General features: G+C 32.7%; 13 protein-coding genes. 5 read left to right on the forward strand and 8 right to left on the reverse strand.

What is annotated here, in order from left to right:
• Positions 1–45: 45 nt before the first annotated feature.
• Both ACYX4H_RS06490 and ACYX4H_RS06495 read right to left on the reverse strand, forming a co-directional pair.
• Complete coding sequence (locus ACYX4H_RS06490; RefSeq protein WP_476238401.1) at positions 46–1296, reverse strand: aspartate kinase; 1251 nt, start codon at positions 1294–1296, stop codon at positions 46–48.
• 1 nt (position 1297) lies between these two features.
• On the reverse strand, positions 1298–1777 hold the full coding sequence (locus ACYX4H_RS06495) for an N-acetyltransferase family protein (protein ID WP_476238402.1): 480 nt from the start codon (positions 1775–1777) through the stop codon (positions 1298–1300).
• Positions 1778–1900: 123 nt separating this feature from the next.
• On the opposite strand from ACYX4H_RS06495, the gene fbp reads away from it, so the two are divergent.
• The gene (gene fbp, locus ACYX4H_RS06500; RefSeq protein ID WP_476238403.1) at positions 1901–2911 is read left to right on the forward strand and encodes a class 1 fructose-bisphosphatase; all 1011 of its coding nucleotides are present in this window, start codon (positions 1901–1903) and stop codon (positions 2909–2911) included.
• A 2-nt stretch (positions 2912–2913) separates the two neighbouring features.
• Here fbp and ACYX4H_RS06505 read toward each other — a convergent pair whose 3' ends face one another.
• From ACYX4H_RS06505 to ACYX4H_RS06520, 4 genes are all read right to left on the reverse strand, one after another.
• Positions 2914–4581 carry an ArnT family glycosyltransferase gene (locus ACYX4H_RS06505; RefSeq protein ID WP_476238404.1) on the reverse strand — a complete coding sequence of 556 codons (1668 nt, stop codon included), beginning with the start codon at positions 4579–4581 and terminating at the stop codon, positions 2914–2916.
• A gap of 191 nt (positions 4582–4772) precedes the next feature.
• Positions 4773–5306 (reverse strand): hypothetical protein, encoded by a 534-nt coding sequence (locus tag ACYX4H_RS06510; protein ID WP_476238405.1) that lies wholly within the window; start codon positions 5304–5306, stop codon positions 4773–4775.
• A 43-nt stretch (positions 5307–5349) separates the two neighbouring features.
• Positions 5350–6210, reverse strand: coding sequence for a tetratricopeptide repeat protein (locus ACYX4H_RS06515; protein WP_476238406.1), 861 nt, complete (start codon positions 6208–6210; stop codon positions 5350–5352).
• Entirely contained in the window at positions 6200–6634 is a 435-nt protein-coding gene (locus ACYX4H_RS06520) for a hypothetical protein (protein ID WP_476238408.1), read from the reverse strand. Before ACYX4H_RS06520 ends, ACYX4H_RS06515 begins: the two co-directional genes overlap by 11 nt.
• Before the next feature lie 200 nt (positions 6635–6834).
• Here ACYX4H_RS06520 and ACYX4H_RS06525 point away from each other — a divergent pair, with 200 nt between their 5' ends.
• The gene (locus ACYX4H_RS06525; protein WP_476238409.1) at positions 6835–8868 is read left to right on the forward strand and encodes a tetratricopeptide repeat-containing sensor histidine kinase; all 2034 of its coding nucleotides are present in this window, start codon (positions 6835–6837) and stop codon (positions 8866–8868) included.
• The gene (locus tag ACYX4H_RS06530; RefSeq protein ID WP_476238410.1) at positions 8858–9607 is read left to right on the forward strand and encodes a LytR/AlgR family response regulator transcription factor; all 750 of its coding nucleotides are present in this window, start codon (positions 8858–8860) and stop codon (positions 9605–9607) included. Before ACYX4H_RS06525 ends, ACYX4H_RS06530 begins: the two co-directional genes overlap by 11 nt.
• A gap of 54 nt (positions 9608–9661) precedes the next feature.
• On the opposite strand, the gene ACYX4H_RS06535 is transcribed toward ACYX4H_RS06530, so the two are convergent.
• Together ACYX4H_RS06535 and gltB are read right to left on the reverse strand one after the other, a co-directional pair.
• Complete coding sequence (locus ACYX4H_RS06535; protein ID WP_476238411.1) at positions 9662–11125, reverse strand: glutamate synthase subunit beta; 1464 nt, start codon at positions 11123–11125, stop codon at positions 9662–9664.
• A 2-nt stretch (positions 11126–11127) separates the two neighbouring features.
• Positions 11128–15642 carry a glutamate synthase large subunit gene (gene gltB, locus ACYX4H_RS06540; RefSeq protein ID WP_475294836.1) on the reverse strand — a complete coding sequence of 1505 codons (4515 nt, stop codon included), beginning with the start codon at positions 15640–15642 and terminating at the stop codon, positions 11128–11130.
• 465 nt (positions 15643–16107) lie between these two features.
• Here gltB and ACYX4H_RS06545 point away from each other — a divergent pair, with 465 nt between their 5' ends.
• Together ACYX4H_RS06545 and ACYX4H_RS06550 are read left to right on the forward strand one after the other, a co-directional pair.
• Positions 16108–17112 (forward strand): outer membrane beta-barrel protein, encoded by a 1005-nt coding sequence (locus ACYX4H_RS06545; protein WP_476238412.1) that lies wholly within the window; start codon positions 16108–16110, stop codon positions 17110–17112.
• Between the two features lie 84 nt (positions 17113–17196).
• Complete coding sequence (locus ACYX4H_RS06550; RefSeq protein ID WP_476238414.1) at positions 17197–18465, forward strand: ammonium transporter; 1269 nt, start codon at positions 17197–17199, stop codon at positions 18463–18465.
• The last annotated feature ends 165 nt before the right edge of the window (positions 18466–18630 follow it).

Consider the following 18630-nt stretch of genomic DNA (forward strand, 5'->3'; position numbering starts at 1 on the left):
GTGTAAAAGTACTAAATTTTCAATCTGATATTTTAAAAAAATTAGTTATTTGGTAACTATTTGAATAGTTTCTTGTGTTAACTGTTTAAGTAAAACGGTTTTATCTGTTTCTAATTGTTTAATGGCTTTTTGGTTGTAATGCCTAATTGTGTACAATGATACGTTGTTATGGCAAGTTACACTAAATTTAGCTTTTAGTTGTTGCAGTAAGTTATCTAAATTATTATACATGTTATTTATGCAAACTGAAAAGCTAATAGCAGAGTTTTGTATTACATCAACTTTCATTTTATGTTGATGTAGTAGTGCAAAAATTTCGCTAATATTTTCTTCAACTACATACGAAAAATCTAAGGTAGATAATGAAATTAACACCAGGTTTTTTTTCACAATAAAACAAGGAATTAAGGGCTCAATAGTTGTTTCTTTACTTACTGTTGTACCCAAATGTGTTGGGTTTAAAAATGATTTTACATGTAAGGTAATTTCTTTTTTCTGTAAAGGTTGCAATGTTTTTGGATGAATAACAGAGGCGCCATAAAAAGCAAGTTCAATAGCCTCAGTATATGATATTTTATGTAATAATTGGGTGTTTTCAAAATAACGCGGATCTGCATTTAAAACCCCCGGAACATCTTTCCAAATAGTTACGCTTTGTGCATTTAAGCAGTATGCAAAAATGGCTGCTGTATAATCACTGCCTTCGCGCCCAAGTGTAGTTGTAAAATTATTGGCATCGCTACCTAAAAAACCTTGGGTTACGTTTAAAATATTTGTATTTAAATTGCCAGAAATGGCTTTTTGTGTGGCTTGCCAGTTAACATTGGCACTACGGTAGTAATCATCGGTTTTTATAAAATTTCGGGCGTCAATCCAATTGTTTTTTATACCAATAGTGTTTAAATAATGGCTTACAATGGTGGTTGAAACAAGCTCGCCGTAGCACACAACCTGGTCATAAACAAAACTATAGTTTGGTGATTTGTTTGTTTTTAAAAAAGCATTGAGCTCATTAAATAGTAGTTTTACTTGTGTAAAAACAGGGTGGTTTTCGTTATCAAATAAATCGAATAAAATATCATTATGAAATTTAATAATATCTTGTACAGTGCTTTGTAGCTCACTTTTATTATTAAAATAATTGGTAATAACAACCTCTAAAGCATTGGTAACTTTACCCATTGCAGATACAACAACTAAAGTGTTTTTGTAACCAACGGTTTTTAAAACACTTGCTAAGTTTTTAACACTTTTTGCGTCTTTTACTGATGCACCACCAAACTTAAATATTTGCATTTTAAAGTTTTGCTATGTAGTTTTTTATGCTTTCTTGGTTCATTTGCACCACATCCCAATCGCGCATAACGTTAGCGCCTTTGCTTTGGTAAAATTTTATGGCGGGTTCATTCCAGTCTAGCACTTCCCAATTAATACGCTTTACGCCTAAGCTATGCCCGTATTTAACAACTTCATCAAGCAGTTTAGTGCCAATACCAGCGCCACGGTATTTGTTACTTACAATTAAATCTTCTAAATGAATTATTTTTCCTTTCCAAGTAGAGTATCGGTTGTATACAAGTGCAATACCCTCAACGCTTTTATTAACTTCTGCAACAAAGCAGGTAAAGGCCGGTTGTTTGCCAAAGCCATCATTAATTAAATCTTCAACAGTAACTTCAACAGCATGGGGTTCTTTTTCAAATTCGGCCAGTTCATTTATTAAAGATAAAACTGCTGGCATATCATGTTGCTTTGCTTTTCTAATATTAAATTGCATAGTAAATTTTATATTTTCAAATATAAGTTAAAGAAAAATAAAGTTTTCATTATTCTAATACGAAAACGTTGTAGTTAATAGAAATTTAATTGATATTTGTAAAGAATTTAATACTAAATATTTATGACCCACCAAAAACAAACGCTAGGTGAATTTATTATTAAGAATCAAGCATCTTTTAAATATTCTTCGGGTGAATTGTCTAGTTTACTAAACTCTATTAGGCTTGCCGCAAAAGTTGTTAATCATGAAGTTAATAAAGCTGGTTTAGTTGATATTTTGGGCGCAGTTGGCGATACCAATATACAAGGTGAAGATCAACAAAAACTTGATGTTTATGCCAATACTAAGTTTATACAAACGCTTACAAAGCGTAATATTGTTTGTGGTATTGCAAGTGAAGAAGAAGATGATTTTATAACAATTAATAGCCAAGATGAAAACCACGGAAATAAATATGTAGTATTAATTGATCCGTTAGATGGTTCATCAAACATTGATGTAAACGTATCTGTAGGGACTATTTTTTCAATTTACAGGCGTATAACACCTATTGGAACACCCGTGCAACTAGAAGATTTTTTACAAAAAGGAAGTGAGCAAGTTGCCGCTGGTTATGTTGTTTACGGCACATCAACCATGTTAGTGTACACCACCGGCGATGGTGTAAATGGTTTTACATTAAACCCTGCAATTGGTTCTTTTTACCTATCCCATCCTTGTATGGAGTTTCCTGAAGATGGTAGTATTTATTCGGTTAATGAGGGCAACTATGTACACTTTCCGCAGGGTATAAAAAACTACATAAAATACTGTCAGGAAGAGGTTGATGATAGACCTTACACCTCAAGATACATAGGCTCTTTGGTGTCTGATTTTCATAGAAACATGATAAAAGGCGGTATTTATTTGTATCCGCAAAGTTCAAAAAATCCAAACGGAAAATTAAGGTTGCTTTATGAATGTAATCCTATGGCATTTTTAGCAGAACAAGCTAATGGAAAAGCAAGCGACGGTTTTACTAGAATTATGGATGTTGAACCAACGGAACTACACCAACGTGTACCGTTTATTTGTGGTAGTAAAAATATGGTTGACAAAGCCGAAGCATTTATGCGTAAAGCCCAAAACTAGTATTATTTTATTTGTAATAAATATGCTTTTTGAAGCACCGTATTACGTGTTTCAGGATTTAGAAAATCCAGCGTCAATTTAGTAACGCGGTAATGATTAAACTCATGTTTTTTACTCAAATTTACGTGAGTTTTAAGCGTGTCTAATTGTTGTTTGTAAGCAAATAACCAAGACCCTTTTTTTAGTGTATTTAATTGGTTAACCGAAACCCGAGAAAGGTTTTTTTGTGTGTAAAATTCTAAAGACCAGCTTTGTTTCCCTTCTAATATATAAACATCATTAGTATTAATATTTTCTGATGCTATAATTTTTGAAGCATTATTACCCGCTTGATACTTTAATAAATTTGGGTAGAACATCATATTTAAACAAAAGTTTATAAACACCATAAATAACACAGATGTAGTTATTAGTTTTATATGTGTAGCACTTGGCTTTTTAAAATGATAAAACATAATAAAAAGTAAAACTAAAAGGCACAAAACAAAAACTACAATTGAAATTTTAAAAGCCCAGTAACATAAAAAAAGAACCAAAACACTACCTAAACTAAGCGTTATATACTGCGTTGTTAAAAGTATTTTTAAAGTTTTTGTTTTGCCATTTTCTTTTAAAAAGAATGTATATCTAGCTACTAAAACGGCTGCAATAGGAAATAAGCTATTTAAATAATGAGGTAATTTAAATTTTGAAAAACTCATAACAACTAAGGCTGCTAATACACCTATTGATGTTAAGGTTTCTTGGTTTTTAATATCTTTAAATTTGGAGGTTACATGTTGTTTTATTCTTGTAAAAAGTGCTGCATAAAAAATTAAACTCCAAGGTAAAAAAGCCCAAAGAATGGTGTGAAAAAAGAATAAATAATCGGGGCTTGTTGGTTTGAAACCACGCGATGTTAAACGATTAAAACTTTGATCCCACAAAATAAATTTAATACCAGAAACATTTTTTTGTCCGTTAAATACTTTTTCAGGATGTAAATCAAATTGATAATAATAAGCGTATAAAACAGGACTAATACTTAACGCAAAAACCAATAGACCTATTATAGATTTCCAATTAAAAACCAATATTAGTTTCCGTTTGTATAAAACATAACTTAATGTACAAACTCCTAAAATAAAAACACCCAAAAGGCCTTTTGTTGAAAATGCTAAACCCGCAAAAAAAGCTCCAAAAATTAAATGTTTAAGTTTTTCAGAGTTTACATAGCATACAATTTGCCACAAACTTAAAATTACTGCGCCAGTTAAAACAGCATCAGTTCTCACGTCATGGTTAGCTAAAAAAATAGCTTGTGTTGATAAAAAAATTAAAGCAGCAGGGTGTCCGTTTCCTTTTTGGTAAAGCGTATTGGCTAGTTTAAAACTAGCAAAAGCACCACCAAATGTAAACAGTAAAGCAGGAATTCTATATGCCCAATGATAAACACCAAATATTTTGAATGATAGAGCGGCTAACCAAAAGTGCAAATGTGGTTTATCTAAATAAGGGTTTTCGCCTCTGTAAATATTAAAAAAATCGTTTTCAAGATACATGCGCATTGCCATGGTGGCATGTTGCGCAGAATCGTTTTCCATTAACGGAATAAACAAACCTGTTATATAAATTATTAATAAAAGACTATATAAAATTGTATAATCTTTTTTTTGAAGCAAAAACACCATTTTAAGTTTGGTTTAATGGTGCAATTTATAAAGATGAAACAGTTTATTTATATGCTAATAAAGAAATTAACTATTTAATAATTTTAGCATGCATTACATGTTGAAACTAAAAAAGCGGACTTAATAAAAGCCCGCTTACCATTAACTATTTTAACTAACAACCAGTAAAAAATAGTAAATTACTTATGTTTTTACCACGATATAGTGCCATTCATTGTTAAAATTTTACCCGAAACGGTATTTATAACGGTTGTATTATTAAAAACAACTTCTTTTTCACTTTTACTAACACTAAAACCGCTACCACAATCGGTATTGTTAGCTGAGGATGTTGTTGGTGTTGAGCAAACATACCTGTATTCTGTGCTGTTTTTTACTATTACCATAGATATAACTTTATCAACAGCAGCAGTATCTTCAGTATCAAATTGAGTGGCAACAATTACAAAACCGCTAGTAGCACCATTGCTTGAGTTAATTTCATCACCATCAATAGTAGTGTTTTCATCTAAAAGTGTCACAGATTTTGTGGTACCTGTAGAGCTTAAACCATCTAAATTAATGTTTCCAACGGTTAAAGATGTGCCCACAAAAGATGTATCATCACCTGAAAGCTGAATGGTTCCTGAAACGTTAGAATTTAGGCTATCAGTATCATCACTACTTGAACATTGTAAATAGCATAACGACAGTATTGTAAGAATTAAAACTTTTGTTTTTTTCATTGTTGAGTGCGTTCGTTTTAAAGGATTAATTAATAGCTAAATTTTATAGTTTGAATAACTTTTTTAAGTCCTTTTTAGGTTTTGATGTAGTTGGTTTTTTAGGTTGAGTTGTTGTTGTGTTAACAGCAGGAATTTGTTTTTGTTGGTTTGTATTAATAGAATTATCTGGTGTTGGTTGTTCAGCTGTACTGCCTTTAATTCCTGCTTTACGTTTTACTAAAGCCACCAGAATTTTGGTGTCTTGGTGGTAATAATACCCGTAACCATAGCCATTGTTGTAAACATTATTATAAACATCAATAGCTTCGGTGTAACGTTTTTGTTCTTCTAAAATCCAGCCTAAAAGCGTTTGTTCTTTTTTTAAGTATGCAGAATTGTAGCCTGTTTTATGCAGCTTTAGGCTTTGTCTAACATCGGCTTCGGCTAATTGTAATTCGCCTAAATAAAAATAGGTTTCTGCACGTCTGTAATATGCGGTAGAGTTAGGTGTCATGGCTACTTGTTGGTCTAAACGCTCTAATTGTGAACGTGACACCCGTGCTTTAGCAGACATGAGTTTGCGTTGCCTTTCTTCTTCAAGAATTTGATAATACATATCGCAACTATTAACAAGCTCATAAAAGAATTTAAATTTAAGTTCTTTTCTTAACTCTTGCCCTTTTTTGTATTTAAGTTGTTGGTTTTCTTCGTTTATGCTAGCATCAATAGCACTAGCATGGTTTGGTAGTGTTTTGTTAAAACAATACTCGTAGGCACTTCTACTATTTCTTACTTCGTTTATTTTGTTTTCAAAGCAATTACAAATATCGTTTTTAAACTGGGTTTTGTAGTCTTGAGCAATCATTGTATTCGGTAACAATGTTAACAAAAAAATAGTTGCAATTATGTGTAATTTATTCTTCATCTTCTTTTGTATTGGTGCCAGTTGCATAGCCTTTTACCGTTTTTAGGCAGTATTTTAGTGCTTTTTTTGATTTGTTTAGGTTTGCAGTAGCTTTTAGTTTTTTTAAATAAGCGCCATCATCAGAAAGATCATTAATTAAATCTGGTAATACGTGTAGTAAACTATCAATGTTTTTTTCTGCTTTAGTAACAACTTCAGATTCTAATTCAGAGGGTATATCTACACCTGCAGTAGTTAAACTATCATAAACAAAAACCTTGTTATATAAGTCAAATGATTGTGTTACAAAAACATCAACAGTTTTAATGTTTGATGCCCGTTTAGGTTCGGTTAATCGTTTAGGTTGAGAGTAACCTGTAGCTACATTAAAAAAAATAATAAATAGCATACCCAAAAGGGTGAGTGTGTGAGGTAGAGATTTCATTCTTGTTAGGATTAATTAATAGCAAATTAAAAATAAGGCTATAACGTATAATGAAATACTTAAATTTATTATTTGGCGGGTTTCAGTTATTATTTGTAGGTTTTTTTATTGTGAATTAACAGTATATTCTTTCTGTTGTTTATATATTTGGCTTAACAACAATATTTTAACCCTTTTGTATGTGTAAAAAAATAAGTTACTTGTTTTTTTTACTAAGTTCATTTTTGGTTGCTCAGCAAAAAGAAATTGATTCTTTAGAAAACCAATTAAAAAACATAAAATTGGCAGATTCTACACGATTGAATTTGCTAACAGACCTTGGCTATTACTACTATAACATAAATGCCAATAAAGGTTTAAAAGTATTGGATGAAGCTATTGTTATTGCCAAAAATTTAAAAGATCCCGATAAGGAGGCCAGAGCATACCAATATAAAGGGCATAATTACTCAACAATTGGTAAAGATTCTATGGCATTGGCCATGTATGATAAAGCTGGTGAAATATATAAAACCAATAACAACTACAATAAACAAGCACGCCTTATTTATAACAAAGGCCTTATTTATTTTAATAAAAGCAATTATGTAAAGGCTAACAATTGTAATGTTCAAGCTTTTGAGGCATTTAAAAAAGCAAACGATAGTGTTTTAATGGCAAAAATGCTTAATAGTATGGGTATAAACTACATGTATTTGTCTGATTATCCATCATCTTTATCAAAGTATTTAGAAGCACTTACTATTTATAGAAATTTAAATGATACTATTAGTTTAGATTTTGCAAATGCTAGCCAAAACTTAGGTATTTTATATACTAAATTAAAAACTTATAATAAGGCCTTAGTGTATCATGAAAAAGCTGCAAAAATTTACCAAAAGTTAGAGTATGAATACGGTTTAGCCAATAGTTTTAACAACATTGGTAATATTTATGATTATTTAAAGCAACAACAAAAAGCCATTAATAATTATCAAAAATCGTATGATATAATGCAAAAAAACGGCAATAAATTAGGTATGGCTAATGCATTAACAAACATAGGAATTGTAAACGTTGGTTTAAAAAAACATAACCAAGCCCTAAACTATTTTAATAAAGCAAAAACGTTATATGAAACTTTAGGCAACACTAATAATTTAGCAATAGTTTATGAGTACATTGGTGAAAATTACCTAAACACAAACAGTTTAAATAAAGCTAAAATAAACTATAAAAAGGCCTATAGTTTAGCAAAAAATGCGCAAAGCTTATCATTACAAGTCTCAGCTTTAGAAGGTTTAACTCAAGTAAATAAGCAATTAAAAAACTATAAAAACGCTTATAATTATTTAAGCGAGGCTGTTACATTAAAAGACAGTTTTAATTCTATAGAAAACAAAGAAGAGCTGGTAAGACTTGAAGAAAAATATAAGTATCAAAACGAAAAAAATATATTAGAAAATAACCATAAACAAGAACAGTTACTTTTTACAAATGAGTTAAAAAGACAAAAATTTATAAAAACCACCTATTTATTAGGAGGTAGTATTGTTGTATGTTTTATAATAGGTTTAATGGTTTTTTATAAGAAGAAACAAAAAGCCGATTATAACGCCAAAGTTGCAACAACCGAATTAAAAGCGCTACGTGCACAAATGAATCCGCATTTTATATTCAACACCTTAAACGCTATAAATAATTATATTGTTAGTAATAAGGTTGATGATGCTTCAAATTATCTCACTAAGTTCTCTAAATTAATGCGGCAAACTTTAGAGGTTAGTATGTATGAAAACATTACTGTTGAAGAAGATATAAAGTTATTAGAAAATTATTTAGATATTGAAAAAAAACGTCTTCCTAACGGGTTTAATTACCTAATTAATATTGATGAAAATATAGACATAAACAATACGCTAGTGCCATCAATGATTATGCAACCCTTTGTTGAAAATGCTATTTGGCATGGTATATCTAAACTAGATGTTGAAGGAGTTATTACTATTCAAATAAAAAAAATAAACAACCAACAGTTGTGTTACAGTGTAGATGATAATGGTGTTGGTATAGCTTCTAAAAACAAAAAGAATATTGAGCATACATCATTAGGAATTAAAATTACAAACGATAGAATTGCAGTAATAAACAAAACCCAAAAAACAAATGCACAGGTTAAAATTATAAGTAAACCAGTTGGTACCAGAGTAGAAGTTATATTACCATTTCAAATAGCATATTTAAATGATGATTAATACAATAATTATAGATGATGAACAGCATTGTATTGATGCTTTACTTAAACTAACAAGCAAATACAATCATGTTTTTAATGTTTTAAAAACATGTACTAATGTTGCAGATGCTGTAGAAGCCACAAATACCTTAAAGCCCAATTTAGTTTTTTTAGATGTTGAAATAAATAATACCACAGGTTTTGAGTACTTGAAGCAAGTAGCACATTTAAATTTTATGGTTGTTTTTACAACGGCCTACAGTAAATATGCCGTAAAAGCGTTTAAGTTTGCAGCGCTACATTATTTGTTAAAACCTATTGATTTTGATGATTTTGATGAGGTTGTAAATAGGTTAAAATCTCAAAAATCTACACAAGATGTTAGTACAAAAATAGATACCTTACTTTATAACTTAAAAGAAGATAATACTAAAAAAAGAATAAGTGTAAATACAGCCAATGAGTGTGTTGTTTTAAATGTTTCTAATATTATTTATTGTGAAGCTAAAGTAAATTATACTGATATTTATATTGAAAATGGAAAGAAAATAACAAGTTCAAAAACCCTAAAGCGTTTTGAAGAAATGTTACAAGAAAGTGGTTTTTACAGAGTGAGTCAGTCCTGTTTAGTAAACTTAAGTCACGTTAAAAAATATACAAAAACAAAACCACCATATGCTGTTATGAGTAATAGTGAGAAAGTTAAAGTATCATTAAGTACTAAAGAAGGTTTTTTAAAACAGTTAATCAATTTATAAGCATAAAAAAAGCGAACTTTTAAGTTCGCTTTTTTTCTGGATTATATATAGTTTTTAAAGAGCTACTAAATCACCTTCAGCATTTTTAGTTGGAAGGTCTGATTTTCCCATTAAAAATATATCAACTTGTCTTGCAGCTTCTCTACCTTCAGAAATTGCCCAAACAATTAAAGATTGCCCACGGCGCATATCGCCAGCAGCAAAAATGTTTGGTACATTTGTTTGGTATTTACCATATTCAGCTTTGTAATTTGAGCGCGCATCTTTTTCAATACCTAATTTATCGGCTAAAGTACTTTCAGGACCTGTAAAACCTAAAGCTAATAAAGCTAAATCACAAGGCCATGTTTTTTCAGTACCTTCAATTTCAACCAATTTTGGTCTTTCACCAGGAATCATTTCCCATTCAACATTAACCGTTTTTAAGGCTGTTAATTTTCCGTTTTTATCTTTAACAAATTCTTTAGTGTTAATTAGCCAGTTGCGTTCAACGCCTTCTTCGTGTGAAGAGGATGTTTTTAGCTGTAATGGCCAATAAGGCCAAGGAGTAGATGGCGAACGGTGCCCCGGAGGTTTTGGCATAATTTCAAAGTTAGTAACAGATTTTGCACCTTGGCGGTTTGATGTTCCAATACAATCTGAACCAGTATCACCACCACCAATTACAATTACATCTTTACCAGTAGCTAATACTTGATCTTTTACTTCTTTACCAAAAACAACTTTTGTTTGTTGTGTTAAAAAGTGCATTGCTTGTACAACACCATCGGCATCAATGCCAGGTGTTGGTAAGCTACGTCTTTCTGTAGCACCGCCACAAAGTACAATAGCATCAAAAGCCTTTAATTCTTTCACATCATAATTAACCCCAACATTTACATTGGTTTTAAAGGTGATTCCTTCGGCTTCTAATATTGCTACACGTCTATCTATGATACCTTTTTCCATTTTAAAGTTAGGAATACCATAGCGTAACAAACCACCTATTTCATCGTCACGTTCAAAAACAGTTACTGTATGGCCAGCTCTGTTTAATTGTTGCGCTGTAGCTAAACCAGCAGGTCCTGAGCCTACAACAGCTACAGTTTTACCAGTACGTACTTTTGGTGGTTGAGGTTTTATCCAGCCTTCTTTAAAAGCACGTTCAACGATATTTTTTTCAATATTTTCAATAGATACAGGGTCTTCAATAATACCTAACACACATGATTTTTCACATGGTGCAGGACATAATCTACCTGTAAATTCTGGGAAATTGTTAGTTGAGTGTAATATCCAAGAAGCTTTTTTCCATTCGCCTTGATGAACCATGTGGTTAAAATCTGGAATTAAATTACCAAGCGGGCAACCACTATGGCAAAACGGAATACCGCAGTCCATACAACGTGATCCTTGTTTTGATATTTCTTCCTCAGATAACGGAACAGTAAATTCTTTATAATGTTTTACACGTTCATCAACTGATTTGTAAGCTTCGTCTTGTCTTTCAAATTCTTTAAATCCTGTTACTTTTCCCATGACTATGCAATTGTTAATTCTTCAACCATTGGTTCTTCGTTAGCTATTCTTTCTAAAGCTACTTTATATTCTTTTGGCATTACTTTTACAAACTTAGGTAAGTAATCATTCCAGTTTGCTAAAACGTCTTTACCTTTATTACTATTTGTGTAGGCTACGTGGTTTGTTATTAGTTGTTTTAATTCTGCTTCATCAGCTTCGGTAATAGGATCAAAATCAATTGTTTCTTCATTACATAAACCTTTTGTAAATTGATCAGCTTCATTTAAAACAAAGGCATAACCACCGCTCATACCTGCGGCAAAATTTCTGCCTGTTTTACCAAGTACTACTATTTTACCACCAGTCATATACTCACAACAGTGGTCTCCAACACCTTCAACAACCGCAGTTGCACCAGAGTTACGTACAGCAAAACGCTCACCAGCAATACCGTTAATGTAGGCTTCACCTTGTACGGCACCAAATAAGCATACATTACCCACAATAATGTTTTCTTCGGCAACAAAATCGGCTTGGGTTGGTTTTTTAACAATTAGTTTTGCACCAGATAAACCTTTACCAAGGTAATCGTTTGTGTTTCCTTCTAATTTAAAGGTTAAACCGTGTGCACCAAAAGCGCCAAAACTTTGTCCTGCCGAACCTGTGAAATTGATGTTCAACGTGTCTTCAGGTAAGCCTAAATGGCCATAAATTTTAGAAATTTCGTTACTAACAATAGCACCAACTGTTCTGTTAATGTTGCTTATTTTGTATGATAAATTTGTTTTCTCTTTACGGTATAAAGCTCTGTGAGAATCTTTTAATATTTTGAAATCTAAAACGTCCTCTAAATCATGATCTTGTTTTTCAGTATTTCTAATAGTAAGATTATTATACTCGGCAGGTCTGTGTAAAATACTAGATAAATCTAAACCTTTGGCTTTATAGTGTTTTATAGCTTTATTAGCGTTTATTTTTTGGGTTTGCCCTACCATTTCAGAAATTGTTCTGAACCCTAATTGTGCCATAATACCTCTTAATTCTTCGGCAACATAGTAGAAGAAGTTAATAACGTGTTCTGGCGTGCCTTTAAAGTTTTTACGCAACTCTTTGTCTTGTGTAGCAACACCTACCGGACATGTGTTTAAATGGCATTTGCGCATCATGATACAACCCGATGCCACTAATGGTGCGGTTGCAAAACCAAACTCTTCAGCGCCAAGTAATGCAGCAATGGCTACGTCACGTCCTGTTTTTAATTGTCCGTCACATTCAACAACAATTCTACTTCGTAAGTTATTAAGAACTAATGTTTGTTGCGCTTCAGATAAACCAAGCTCCCAAGGTAAACCAGCGTGTTTTAATGATGTTAAAGGAGAAGCTCCAGTACCACCATCAAACCCTGAAATAAGTACAACATCAGCTTTGGCTTTAGCTACGCCGGCAGCAATGGTACCAACACCAACTTCAGATACTAATTTAACGTTAATTCTAGCATCACGATTAGCATTTTTAAGATCGTAAATTAATTGCGCTAAATCTTCAATAGAGTAAATATCGTGATGTGGCGGTGGTGAAATTAAACCAACAAACGGTGTAGAGTTTCTGGCATCTGCAATCCATGGTAAAACTTTTTCACCAGGAAGCTGGCCACCTTCACCAGGTTTAGCACCTTGTGCCATTTTAATTTGAATTTCTTTGGCGTTTGATAAATAGTGTGATGTTACACCAAAACGCCCTGAAGCAACCTGTTTAATGGCAGAGTTACGGCTATCGCCATTAACGTCTTTTTGGAAACGACGTCTGTCTTCGCCACCTTCGCCAGAGTTAGATTTACCGCCAATACGGTTCATGGCAATGGCTAGGTTTTCGTGAGCTTCTCTAGAAATAGACCCGTAAGACATAGCGCCTGTTTTAAAACGCTTAACAATTTCTGTCCAAGGTTCTACTTCTTCAATAGGAATTGGGTCTAATTTATCAAACTCAAATAAACCACGAATAGTCATTAACCTTTCGGCTTGTTCGTTGATGGTTTTTGAGTAAATATCGTAACTTTTTTGATCACTTAACCTAACAGCTTGTTGTAATTTAGCAACTGTTGTTGGGTTAAACATGTGGCGCTCGCCATTACGTCTCCAACGGTAATCGCCTCCAATATTTAAACCTAAGCGGTTTTTAATTTGTGTATCTGGATAAGCGTATTTATAGCGTTCGCTAATTTCTTTTTCAATTTCATATAAACCAATACCTTCAATTCTTGAGGCTGTATATGGGAAATATTTTTCAACAAATGCAGAGTTGAAACCAACAATTTCAAAAATTTGAGAACCTCTGTATGAGTGTAATGTAGAGATTCCAATTTTATTCATAATTTTTAATAAGCCTTTACCAATGGCTTTGTTGAAGTTTTCTACAGCTTCATCTTCATTGTAATCTGTAATAAAACCTTCTTTTACCTGCATTCTAATAATTTCATTAACCATGTACGGGTTAATTGCAGATGCACCATAGCCAAATAATGTGGCAAAGTGGTGTGGTTCACGAGGTTCGGCAGATTCAATAATAATATCAAAATATGAACGCTTACGTAAACGGTTTAATTGGTGGTTTACATATGAACACGCTAATAAGGCAGGAATAGGTGCGAAATCTTTATTTACACCTCTGTCTGATAGAATGATAATATTTGTTTTTCTATCAAGTGCTTTTTCAACTTGTTTTATAATATCTTCTAAAGCATTTTCCAATCCGTTTAATCCTTGTTCTTTAGGATATAACATGTGGATGGTTTCTGCTTTAAAGCTTTCAATATTAATGGTTCTAATTTTTTCTAAATCGGCATTAGAAATAACAGGGTTTTGAATTCTTAATTTTCTACACTGTCTTTCAGTAATGCTGAAAATATTGCGGTCTTTACCAAGATTTAAACTAATATCGGTTACAATTTCTTCGCGTATACCATCTAATGGTGGGTTTGTTACTTGCGCAAATAATTGTTTAAAGTAGTTTGAAATTAGTTGAGGTCTGTCTGATAACACAGCCAAAGGCGTATCAATACCCATTGAGCCAAGAGCTTCTTTGCCTTTTTGCGCCATTGGTGTTATAACATCTTGTATGTCTTCAATGGTATAGTTAAATAGGCGTTGGCGTGTTTTAGTATCAATAGTTTCTATTGGGCAAGTTTCATTGGTGTAAGGTACATCTCTTAAGTGTAGCCTTGTTTTATCTAACCATTCTTTATATGGTCTTTCAGAAACTATTTTATTTTTTATTTCGTCATCACCAATAATACGTCCTTCGTTCATATCAACTAAGAACATTTTACCTGGTTCTAGGCGTCCGTGTTTTTCAATATCTGTTGGGTCAATATCAACAACACCAACTTCTGAAGACATAATTAGTTTACCGCTTTTGGTAAGGGTGTAGCGTGATGGTCTAAGGCCATTTCTATCTAAAAGAGCACCAATATAATCACCATCAGTAAATGGTATAGATGCAGGCCCATCCCAAGGCTCCATGATACAGCAATTGTATTCATAAAATGCCTTTTTTTCTGGGCTCATGGTGTTGTGTTTTTCCCATGCTTCAGGAATCATCATCATCATGATTTCTGGTAAAGAACGATTAGTGTGTGTTAAAAGTTCTACCACCATATCCATTGATGCAGAATCTGATTTTCCTGGCAATACAATAGGAAAAAGTTTATCTATTTGTGGGCCAAAAACATCACTTTTCATGATTTCTTCGCGCACGCGCATTCTACTTACGTTACCTCTTAGGGTGTTAATTTCACCATTTTGACACATAAAGCGGAATGGTTGTGCTAACTCCCAAGCGGGCATGGTGTTAGTAGAGAAACGTTGGTGTACCAGCGCTAACCTAGTAACAAGGTCTTGTTGCTGTAAATCTGTATAATAAGGCCCAATATCTTCAGGCATTATAATACCTTTATATATTAAGGTTGTTGTTGATAAACTTGGAATGTAAAAATAATCACTTTGTGAAATTTTAGATAACCTAATTTCATGCTCAGCTATTTTTCTGGCAGCGTATAATTTGGCTTTAAAAGTAGCTTCTTCTATGGCATCAGTTTTACCAATAAAAATTTGTTCAATTTCTGGTTCAGATGCTTTAGCAATGGCTCCTAATTGCGATGAATCTACAGGTACAGTTCTCCATCCTAAAATAGAAAGCCCTTGTGCTTTTATTTCTCGTTCAAAAATGTTTTTGCAAAATTGGTATTGGTTTTTAATTTTTGGTAAAAACACCATACCAACGGCATACTCTCTGGGCGCAGGTAAATTAAAATTACATACGCGGTTAAAATAATCATGAGGGATATCAATTAATAAACCAGCACCATCACCTGTTTTTCCATCGGCACTAACACCACCACGATGCTCTAGTTTCACTAAAATTTCTAAAGCATCATGAATGATTTGATTTGTTTTTTCTCCTTTAAGATTACAAATAAAGCCGGCACCACAGTTTTCGTGTTCAAATTCCGGCGAATACAATCCTTGTTTCTTAAGCATAATCAACTAATTATATTGGTTTAAAGCGTGACTAAGTAAGCTAAGATAGGCATACATTTTAAATATATAATAATGGTGAATTCATTATTTCGATTTTAATGGTGAAGTAGAGCTAAAAATAATTATATGTTAATATTAGTCTATAATTTTAATAAATATTCAATTGCTAAAATGCAATGATAAATGCGGATATGTGAATTAATCATAACAAAACTTGAGGTTATTGAAAATAACACAATTAAAACTTTGAAAATACTGACAATAATTCAATTTAACGAGTTGTTAAAAAATTAAAAAATTAAAAAATAAACATAATACCCCTAAAAAAATGGGGGTAAAATTAAAATATCATCAAAAGTTATTCATTTACCCCTATTTTTTATGGGGGTTAAAAGTTTTTGACATAGTTTAGCCTCGTTCTTAAGGAAAATAACTAATAAAAATTAATCTTAAATGAAAACAATTATGAAAAAATTATTTACGCTTTCATTCCTTTTTGTAGCAACTTTTTTATTTGCACAAGAAGAAGAGAAAAAATCACCTTTAACAATTTCAGGTAGTGTTGATGCTTATTATCAAACATATTTAACTGCTCCTGATGATGCAGGCGTTTCTTTTGGAACTGCTTTTGCAGGAAAATCTGGTTTTGCTTTAGGTATGGCAAATATTATTGCTAGTTACGAAGGTGAAAAAGCTGGAGTAGTTTTAGATTTAGTAACTGGACCAAGAGGTGCCGGTGCAACTTTTAATAGCGATATTGTTGATGGTATTGTAAATCAAGCTTATGTTTACTGGAATGTATCTGAAAGCACTACATTAACATTTGGTAGATGGAATACATTTTTAGGGTATGAAGTTATTGCGCCAGCAGCAAACTTTAACTACAGTACGTCTTACTTATTCTCTAGTGGACCTTTTTCTCATATGGGTTTAAAAGCAGATTTTGCTTTATCTGATGACTTTAGCTTAATGTTAGCAATTACTAACCCATGGGATACTAATGATGTTTCTATGACAGGCGAGTATGCTTTAGGTGCTCAATTAGGGTATAAAGGGCAATTCTTAAACCTATATTATGACAGTGGAAACAATGGTGGTTTAGGTTTTGAAGTTGATTATACTGGTGGTTTTGATTTATCTGATTCATTCTTTTTAGGTATCAATGCTGCTTATAATGACAACGACGGTTCTGGTTTCTACGGTGCTGCACTATATCCTCAAGTTGCAACTTCTGATAGCTTTTCAATTGGTTTAAGAGGTGAGTACTATGCTTTACACGGTGATGCTAACCCAGCAGAAGAAAGTGTATTTGCTACAACTTTAACTGGTAGCTATACTGTTGATAACTTAATTATTAAGCCAGAAATCAGATTAGATTCTTGGAGTAATGATATGCCATACATTGATAGTGATGGTGCTGCGGCAGATAACTTAGCTGCATTTACTTTAGCCGCAATCTACTCTTTCTAATATATATAATACAGTTTAGGTGTTCTGTAGCAGAGCACCTAAACATTTCAAAAAAAATAAATTACTAACCGTAAAACAATTATTATGTCTTTATACAACATACCTCTTTTTTTTCAAGACACCGCCGCTATTGAAGGCGATATGGGAATGCTATGGATGCTTATATCTGGTATCTTAGTATTTTTAATGCAAGCAGGATTCACGTTAGTGGAGTCTGGAATGACACGTTCTAAAAACGTGGTTAATATAGCCATGAAAAACGTACTAGATATAGCCGTAGGATCACTTGTTTATTGGGGTGTAGGTTACTCATTAATGTATGGAGATACTAATGGTTGGATTGGTTGGAGTGGTTTTGCTTTTAACCAAGGACCTGCAGATTTATTCTTTCAAACTGTATTTTGTGCTACTGCTGCAACTATTGTATCAGGTGCTATTGCTGGTAGAACAAAATATAACACGTATATCATTTTCTCTATTGTAATGACTGCTTTAATTTACCCAATAGCAGGTGGATGGCAATGGAATGGCGATGGTTGGTTAGCTCAAATGGGCTTTATTGACTTTGCTGGTTCTTCAATTGTACACGCTGTAGGTGGTTGGGCTGCATTAATTGGTGCTGCATTAGTTGGTCCAAGATTAGGAAAATATACCGAAGATGGTAAAGCTGTTGAAATTCCAGGTCATAACAAATTATTAGGTGCTTTAGGTGTATTTATCCTATGGTTCGGATGGTTTGGTTTTAACGGTGGTTCTCAATTAGCTTGGGGTGGAGATGATGCTGTAGGTGCTTCTATGGTAGTATTGGTTACTAACTTAGCTGCTTCTGGTGGTGCTTTAGGTGCATTGATAATCTCTTGGGTTAAATACAAAAAACCAAATTTAGATATGACATTAAACGGAGCCTTAGCTGGTTTAGTAAGTATTACTGCAGGATGTGGTAACATGGGCGAAGGTGGTGCAATAATAGCTGGTTTAATTGGTGGTATTATTGTAGTATTCTCAATGGAGTTTGTTGAGCAAAAATTAAAAATTGATGATGCTGTTGGTGCGTTTTCAGTACACGGTTTAGCCGGTGCTTGGGGAACACTTGTAATTGGTTTATGGGGAATTGATGGCGATGCTGGTATTGGTTTATTCAATGGCGGTGGTTCAAGTCAGTTTGTAACGCAATTAATAGGTACACTTGCATACGCTGCTTGGGCAGTTGTAACATCATTTATTTTCTTCTTTGTGCTTAAGAAAACAATGGGACTTAGAGTTACTGAAAAAGAAGAAATTGAAGGTCTTGATTTATCAGAACACGGTGCATTAGCTTACCCTGGTAAAAGACAGAGAGAAATAGAAGATTAGTATTTCTTTATAAAATAAGCTTTTAAGCTTGATAAAATGGATGCCTGAGAATTTCCTTAAGGCATCCATTTTTGATGAAAAAAAATATTTCAATTTTCAATAAACGCAACCAATAACTTATATTGTACCAACTAACACGCAATTTGTTACTAATTAAACAAATTA

It is taken from the genome of Seonamhaeicola sp. ABD4_340, assembly GCF_056312135.1.

What these genes read in the sequence shown, in the direction of transcription:
- ACYX4H_RS06515 (WP_476238406.1), bottom strand. Translation starts at nt 6,210, where the DNA reads ATGAAGAATAAATTACACATAATTGCAACTATTTTTTTGTTAACATTG.
- ACYX4H_RS06530 (WP_476238410.1), top strand. Translation starts at nt 8,858, where the DNA reads ATGATGATTAATACAATAATTATAGATGATGAACAGCATTGTATTGAT.
- ACYX4H_RS06520 (WP_476238408.1), bottom strand. Translation starts at nt 6,634, where the DNA reads ATGAAATCTCTACCTCACACACTCACCCTTTTGGGTATGCTATTTATT.
- ACYX4H_RS06495 (WP_476238402.1), bottom strand. Translation starts at nt 1,777, where the DNA reads ATGCAATTTAATATTAGAAAAGCAAAGCAACATGATATGCCAGCAGTT.
- ACYX4H_RS06490 (WP_476238401.1), bottom strand. Translation starts at nt 1,296, where the DNA reads ATGCAAATATTTAAGTTTGGTGGTGCATCAGTAAAAGACGCAAAAAGT.
- ACYX4H_RS06545 (WP_476238412.1), top strand. Translation starts at nt 16,108, where the DNA reads ATGAAAAAATTATTTACGCTTTCATTCCTTTTTGTAGCAACTTTTTTA.
- ACYX4H_RS06550 (WP_476238414.1), top strand. Translation starts at nt 17,197, where the DNA reads ATGTCTTTATACAACATACCTCTTTTTTTTCAAGACACCGCCGCTATT.
- ACYX4H_RS06505 (WP_476238404.1), bottom strand. Translation starts at nt 4,581, where the DNA reads ATGGTGTTTTTGCTTCAAAAAAAAGATTATACAATTTTATATAGTCTT.
- fbp (WP_476238403.1), top strand. Translation starts at nt 1,901, where the DNA reads ATGACCCACCAAAAACAAACGCTAGGTGAATTTATTATTAAGAATCAA.
- gltB (WP_475294836.1), bottom strand. Translation starts at nt 15,642, where the DNA reads ATGCTTAAGAAACAAGGATTGTATTCGCCGGAATTTGAACACGAAAAC.
- ACYX4H_RS06535 (WP_476238411.1), bottom strand. Translation starts at nt 11,125, where the DNA reads ATGGGAAAAGTAACAGGATTTAAAGAATTTGAAAGACAAGACGAAGCT.
- ACYX4H_RS06510 (WP_476238405.1), bottom strand. Translation starts at nt 5,306, where the DNA reads ATGAAAAAAACAAAAGTTTTAATTCTTACAATACTGTCGTTATGCTAT.